We start from the raw sequence: 6,548 nt of genomic DNA, 5'->3' as shown, positions 1-6,548 counted from the left end.
TGTGCCCGACTGCGGTGTAGGTCAAACAATACTCCTGCCACATCAAAGGTGGGATAACACTTGAAGTAGAACAATATAAAAAATAACTTGTCTTCGTGGTCTCGCCGAATGAACTCAACTTGCTCCAAGAAATTCTCCATGAAATAGCCAGGACGCAGGTGTACCACATTGGCTGTGCTTTGGTTGAAGATCGACTCAACGGCTCCAACAAATGAGATGGTACCCAAATCTGGTATTGCACCCGCACCGATGCTAGAAATGTTGACGACTCGTTTGATGCCGTTTTCACGCACTGCTCTGGCTCCAGTGTTTGCCGTCTGAATGTACCAGTCGCGTAAGGTTGGTGCATCAAGTTTCGGTGGAGTCAGCCAAAACAAAGCATCTGCATTTTGCGTTGTCTCGATCAACCCTTGAGTATTATCGCTGCTGACTGGCTTCACTGTGGCACCTTGAGCCACTAAATCAGCCAACTTCTCTGGATGTCGTGCTAGAAGAATGGTTTCGGCTCCAGCCTGGATAATTTTCTCTGCGGTGCGTCGTCCAATCTTGCCGGATGCGGCTGCAATCACAATTTTCATATTTCTTCTCTTTGGGTACGTTATTGTGCATTGTCTGGATTGAAAGATTGACAAAAATTTTCTGTGCTACCGAACGCATCAAGAGCGGGCATCGGGTTCCAGTATTCACGGTAGTGGATGATCAAGCCGTCCCTGGTTTCCAGTCGCATCACATAATCTTGCTGATAGTGACGACCTGTAGCGACAATTACGGCTTCCCCATGAACCTCAGCAAATAGAAGATTAGGGTTTGACGTTGAGTAGACACGAATGTTCGTAAATACCGAATTTTGCATCTGTGCTGAGGCGTTTTTCATGTAGTTGTAGATGGCAGATTTGCCTTCTAATCGTTCTGGTATCAAAGCAGAAGCATAGGGAAATTGAAGGACTGCATCTTCGGCAAATAAGTCAATCCAAGCTTGGATGTCCTTGACCACGAGTGCCAGATGAGCGGCAAAAGCTTGGGCAGTTGTATGCTGCTCAATATCTGGGGGAAGCTGCATTGGTATCTCCCTAGTTGTATCTATCTAGAGTGTACTGAGTTCCAATGCTCCACTTCTTTCAGATTCTTACAACGCTTTATCAAATTCTTATAGTCTTAGCGAATCTGTTTCGGTCTGATTCCAGTCAGGCGTTTAAACTGTTGAGTGAGATGGCTTTGACTAGAGAACCCCACAACTTGTGCAATGTCAGCGATCATTAAATACGTTTTTGAGAGTAGCAGCTTCGCCCGCTCTACCCGCTGTTTAATTATATACTGATGAGGGGAAATACCTGTGGCACGTTTGAACAAACTGGCAAAGTAAGTGGGGCTAATATTAACGACTCTTGCAATTTGAACGAGTGATAAATCTCCTTCAAGGTGAGTATCAATATAGTCGAGCGCTAGCTGCAATTGGGCTGCCGTTAAGCTTCTGTTCTCAGGTGTAACTGTTTTGTCTACTGCTCTCCATCTGAATCGTTAAAACCATTCTCTACTTATTATCCTCTTTAATCGACAAGATTTACGGCTTCAAGATCATCACACTTTTCCTGCACCAAGTGTCGAATCATACACTTTAAAACAAGCGATCGCTTGTTTTTACTCCGATCTCATTTGCATCACGTTGCTTCCGTTTGACTTGTGATCGGGGTGTAGCTATATCGTTCGTGGTTAACAATTACAAACAACAGATTTACACCCACTCTCAAAATTTATAGTAACTTACCACTGCCCGTCTAGGACGGGCTACGCCTACGCCACAGGGGTAAGTTTTTCCGAGATAGTCACATTCAGATAATTTTTGATAATGTGCCGATGCTTTAAGTCCAGTGCCTTAAACTCCACCATCTTCTCGTCAGTCTTGCGTGAGTGAACGTCTGGTGTAAGAAACTGTAACAGATTCAGATTTTCGAGTAACAACACAGCAGATAATAACTGCCTAGAGTTAAAATCAGGCTGACAAATCGAATTGTCAAGAGCCTTAGCCATTGAGGAGAGCTCGTTTAACGTCACGATTAGCAAGATACTCTCGCCCCAGCGTCAGATAATAATGCATCCTCCGTTTGGGATACCAGCCGTCATCATCCTTATGCAGGACAAAAAACCAGCGTCCGCAATTCAATACTTTCTCTAACTGGGGCATCTGGTGGGCTTATTGGGTCATCAAACCCAGTGTGAGCAGCAAACCTCGCCCGTCCTTGGCAGAGTCAAAGCACTTAAACAATAGTGCCTCCGAGGGTTGCATTTGGGGGAAATAGAACCATTGATGTGTTGGGTTATAGGTTATTAAGTAGCTTTCACCAAGGTAATCGCGGTACACGAGGTCAGTAGCTACTATGTCTATTGGTGCGATACTTTGAGCATCGTTCAATCGGGTTAATACCAATTCTCCGTGAGCTTGCACTTAATGATTACTTCTTCTGTCTTGGCGTACTTGGCGGTTCGTTTAATAATTAAGTGCATCTTCATAGCGAATTGGTATCAGCTGGATCTGGATATTACCACCACCCTTTCCGCTTGCATCCATTACCGCTTGCTGGGATAGTTTAATATCTCGGAAGTTCTGGATGCCTTGATAATTCAAAGTTAAACCTTTACTAGTTGGCGTTAGTCCAACAAAAGCAGTCCCAGCTACACTGCCTAATTCAATGCGCCCCCTGCTGTCTTTATAGTTCCCCCTTCAAGTATTACATCACCACCTATTAATGCTAAGGTTTGATTTGGCTCTGTATGTAAACCCTGAGTAGTGTCAACCAGTTGAGAGGTATATCTAAGACTCTGACTATCAACCTGTAACAAAATTCTTGCTGGATTTACTCCAAATTGAAACCCCAAGGGAACTTTAATGCTCAACAAAGGTTTATTTTTAGGTGTTACAGCACTGAACTGAGTACCATCAAAAAAAATTAGACTATTTGCAGTACTTACTAAAAACGAACTAGCGACATCTAGTTTGGCATTAGTCCCAAAAATAAATCTATTGGGATTCTCTATACAAGACGCTCTTGCAAGCTTGCTTCTTTGCAGGAGTAGGATGACTCGCTCTAAGCGTTCGTGTAGCGTCTCGTAGAGAAGCTATGCCGTTGGCGCAACCTCTCGTAGAGAAGGCTTTACGCTGTGCTATCCGCAATTTATGTCAGAATACCTTTCCTGTATTGTGACTCCAGAAGGACTAAATTCTATTTCGGTAAATAATGTAGCTTTTCTCAAACCTCAGTAAACCTTTGCACAGTTTAAAATAATAAAGTAGAGCTTTTTTAACATCACAAATAACTTATTGTGTTTTATAAATAAGAGTCCAATTAATCTCTAATCTAAGGAACACTTGGTAATAATTGTATGTTACTATAAGTAAATTCTGCTATATCAGTTAGTTTTCCTTTTTGAAAGTCGTGGATTACTTGATGTGTTAACACGTAGTAACCAGCAGTTTTTACATAAGTATCTTTCGATTCTTCCACTCCCATGACTTGTTTAGTCTGAGGTTGTTGGAAAGTTGAGCGATATCTAATTGCTAAATAACCTTCTAATGTTTTCTCTGAGTCCAATACATCGACGCTAACGGCAGTATTCCCAAGAAGACGATTGACTTGCGTAAGTTGATTGTGAGATATCTTATACCGAGCCTCTGTTTTCTCTCCTTGCTCAAAAATCTCTGCAACTCCGGTTTGATCAGTAGCAATAAGTTTAAAAGTGCTATTCTTATGTTGTTCACTAAATGGAACTCGTCGGTGATGAGTAAGTATGGTCTGTAAAGAAACTTCCACGAGTTGACGTGCTTCTTCCTCATTAATATCAGTCACTTTTAGACTCATATCTGGTTTTACAAGAACGTTTCCTCGGTAGTATTTCTTGTTATGCTTTAATTCTACTACTGCTGTATAACCTGGAAATTGAGGGTTCCAAGTGTAACGATTTTCGTATGCTTTGCGAAAAATATCAACTGCAGAAATATCTGGGGTTAAGGAATTACCTGTGTTGTCTGACAAAATAATTCTATTAGAGGCAAGTACTTGAGTCTTTATTTGAGTTACGAAAGCTAAACTCACTAAAGCCACACTTATGAAAAAACCTAAATGCCAGACTTTGTATTTTAATACTTGTTTCATCATATTTGCCTCAACGAGTAAAACTCTTAACTTTGTTGAATATAATATTTTTAGCAGTGTACCTTTATCAAATCATTTTTTAAAAACTTTACAATAATCTTTATTTTGCAAATTATCTAGTAGTCTCTTGAATAAGATCATAAAGTATAACAGAAATATACGCATTAATGAACTCATGAATAAAAATATTTTTTCCAAACTAAAATCGGATTTTTTTGTAGAAAGCCTCATTGATTCAATAGCAGAAAATTACAAAATGCCATAATGTCTTGAATCTTGTATTCCAGCGTCAGTGACTAAACTCATGCGTATACGCATAAGTTTAGTCACTAATTTTGGAGAAGTTAAGGTAGATAGTACTTAAAGTTTCAAAAAGGGTTGTACTGGAAATAAAAATATAGCCTATTTTCCTGCCATGTTTTATGTGGAAAGTCAACTGATATCAAAGGAACACCCCAGTCAATACGAGCGTTAAACCGATCACTCTGTGACCAATGTAAACCTAAACCAATAGAAGCCAGAGTACTGAGAGTATCAGTATTAGAATTATCCCTGGTTAAAATATTCCAAGCCAAACCGAGATCAGCAAAAGGAATAACCTGTAATACCCCATTTTTCTTGGGTACACGAAGTACTGGAAGCTGAAGTTCGGCTGAAGCGAAAGCACCATTATCAATCACCAATAAATCTTGACGATAGCCACGAAAGCTCTTAATTCCACCCAAACCAAACTGCTCTAAAGGCGGCAGTGGTTTGGTTGCTAGTTGAGTATTGAAACGAACTAACAGTAAAGTTTCAGGAGCTAAAAGGCGTACCCATTGTGCTTGCCTTTGCAATATGTAACTGCGTTAACAAAGTTGCTCTCATCAGTGTTGCTATAACCGACGCTCAGATCATCTCCCAGCCCCAGAAAGTTGGCTTCGTTCAATTGCAATCTTCGTTGAAAACTGCCAACACTAAGCGACCGCCCGTTATATAAAGTTATTTGAGCACTGAACGTTTTTGCTTCTTTGATAAACACCAATAGTTTACTCTTGCTGGGTTTATCTTTTTCTGAAAGTTCCGCAGATAGATTTTGAATTAAAGGGTTACGTTGCAAAACTTGCAGCGCTTTTAAAAGGCGCTCCTGATTGAGTGGCTTACTGGTGGCAGCGGCTATACGACTGCGTACATAATTGGGATCAAGTCTCTAAGTACCTTTGATTTCGATAGTTTGTAATTGACCTTCAATTAAGTAGCTAGACATGATTAAATATAAAACGCTCAACAGAGTAATTACCATTGTTTGTACGATTTTCAATAGCATAAATTAGAGCGATGCCTGCGGCGGGCTACGCCTACGCTAATTCATACTCATCTTCAAAAATTTGTGAGGAAAGCTCATAGCGCTTGAGATGCAGCCACTCGTCTTCAATACGGTTCATTTCAGGCGAATATGGCAAGAAGAAAAAAAATGTACAAACCTTGTTGTTGCCAACGTTGCCAGTGCTGTTGAACTATTTTGCTACGATGAAATGACGCTCCGTCTTGAATAATCACAGTTATTTGAGCGGTTTGTTCAAGACGTTGTTGAGCTAAATGTGCCTGCCATTGGAGGAGTTGCAAGTAACGTTCGCGATTAAAACCACCGACGACAGCCCCATATTCAAAACTTTGCAGTGGTCATAGCTTTTTTGGCCTTCTTAACTGGTGTGCAAACATTTATGGCGGTAGCCAGAAGCAAAAACTGTTTTTGTCGGCGAAAGAGTATTCAACGATTCCTGCTTCTACCACAACTGTCAATTCAATTTCTTTGGTTTCCTGTAGTTAAATATTGGCTGAAAACTCGCCAGAGAAAAAAAGGTAAAAAATTAATATTTGCTATCGATAGGACACAGTGGCGTGAGCAAAATATCTTGCTCATTAGTTTAATTGAGGATCAGAGAGCTATACCAATTTACTGGTTATCTTTAAGAAAAAGAGGTTGTAGTAATCTCAAAGAACAGAAAACATTGATTTGACCAGTTATCAGGTTGTTTAAAGCATATCAAAACAACAGTGTTAGGCGACCGTGAATTTCACAGCATCAAATTTGCCAATTGGTTAGACAGTAAGGGAATCCACTTTGTTTGACGACAAAAACAAGGGACATATATTCCTTAGGGCACTCAATCATACCAATGACTACAAAATCTTGGATTAAAACCTGGAGTGTCATTTTTTATCCATGATGTTCAGTCGAGGAAACAAAAAGGTTTTGGAAAATTTAATTTGGTTGGGTATTAGCCGCATAAATATCGTCGGTGGAACAATCTGGATGGTATTTATACCAAGTTGCCAAAGATAGTATTGTTACATTCAGTTATATTGAACAGAGCCAAGAAAATCCGACTTCTCCCTTAACAGTTAGGGGGTTATTCA

Annotated in this window: 9 protein-coding genes; all 9 read right to left on the bottom strand. The window is 40.2% G+C overall.

Translation table 11 applies throughout. From position 1 onward, the window contains the following. On the bottom strand, window positions 1-578 hold a 578-nt coding region (locus V7K40_RS16860; protein ID WP_334961559.1), incomplete at its 3' end, for an NAD(P)H-binding protein. Window positions 579-598: 20 nt separating this feature from the next. Next, the gene (locus V7K40_RS16855; protein WP_334961557.1) at window positions 599-1,060 is read right to left on the bottom strand and encodes a nuclear transport factor 2 family protein; all 462 of its coding nucleotides are present in this window, start codon (window positions 1,058-1,060) and stop codon (window positions 599-601) included. Window positions 1,061-1,155: 95 nt separating this feature from the next. Further along, a complete protein-coding gene (locus tag V7K40_RS16850) occupies window positions 1,156-1,452 on the bottom strand; it encodes an AraC family transcriptional regulator (protein ID WP_334961555.1) in 297 nt (98 codons plus the stop codon). 339 nt (window positions 1,453-1,791) lie between these two features. Then, window positions 1,792-2,028 carry a hypothetical protein gene (locus tag V7K40_RS16845; RefSeq protein ID WP_334961553.1) on the bottom strand — a complete coding sequence of 79 codons (237 nt, stop codon included), beginning with the start codon at window positions 2,026-2,028 and terminating at the stop codon, window positions 1,792-1,794. Between the two features lie 163 nt (window positions 2,029-2,191). Then, window positions 2,192-2,443, bottom strand: a complete 252-nt coding sequence (locus tag V7K40_RS16840) for a hypothetical protein (protein WP_334961551.1) — start codon at window positions 2,441-2,443, stop codon at window positions 2,192-2,194. Window positions 2,444-2,485: 42 nt separating this feature from the next. After that, complete coding sequence (locus V7K40_RS16835) at window positions 2,486-2,623, bottom strand: hypothetical protein (RefSeq protein WP_334961549.1); 138 nt, start codon at window positions 2,621-2,623, stop codon at window positions 2,486-2,488. A 730-nt stretch (window positions 2,624-3,353) separates the two neighbouring features. Then, window positions 3,354-4,151, bottom strand: coding sequence for a DUF3386 family protein (locus V7K40_RS16830; RefSeq protein ID WP_334961547.1), 798 nt, complete (start codon window positions 4,149-4,151; stop codon window positions 3,354-3,356). A gap of 365 nt (window positions 4,152-4,516) precedes the next feature. Continuing rightward, window positions 4,517-4,984: a BamA/TamA family outer membrane protein gene (locus V7K40_RS16825; RefSeq protein WP_334961545.1), complete on the bottom strand. Its 468-nt coding sequence runs from the start codon at window positions 4,982-4,984 to the stop codon at window positions 4,517-4,519. Between the two features lie 589 nt (window positions 4,985-5,573). Next, window positions 5,574-5,753, bottom strand: a complete 180-nt coding sequence (locus tag V7K40_RS16820; protein ID WP_334961543.1) for a hypothetical protein — start codon at window positions 5,751-5,753, stop codon at window positions 5,574-5,576. Between the last annotated feature and the right edge of the window lie 795 nt (window positions 5,754-6,548).

It is taken from the genome of Nostoc sp. (genome assembly GCF_036917195.1).
Lineage (GTDB): Bacteria > Cyanobacteriota > Cyanobacteriia > Cyanobacteriales > Nostocaceae > Nostoc.
This window is presented reverse-complemented; position numbering and strand designations above follow the sequence as displayed.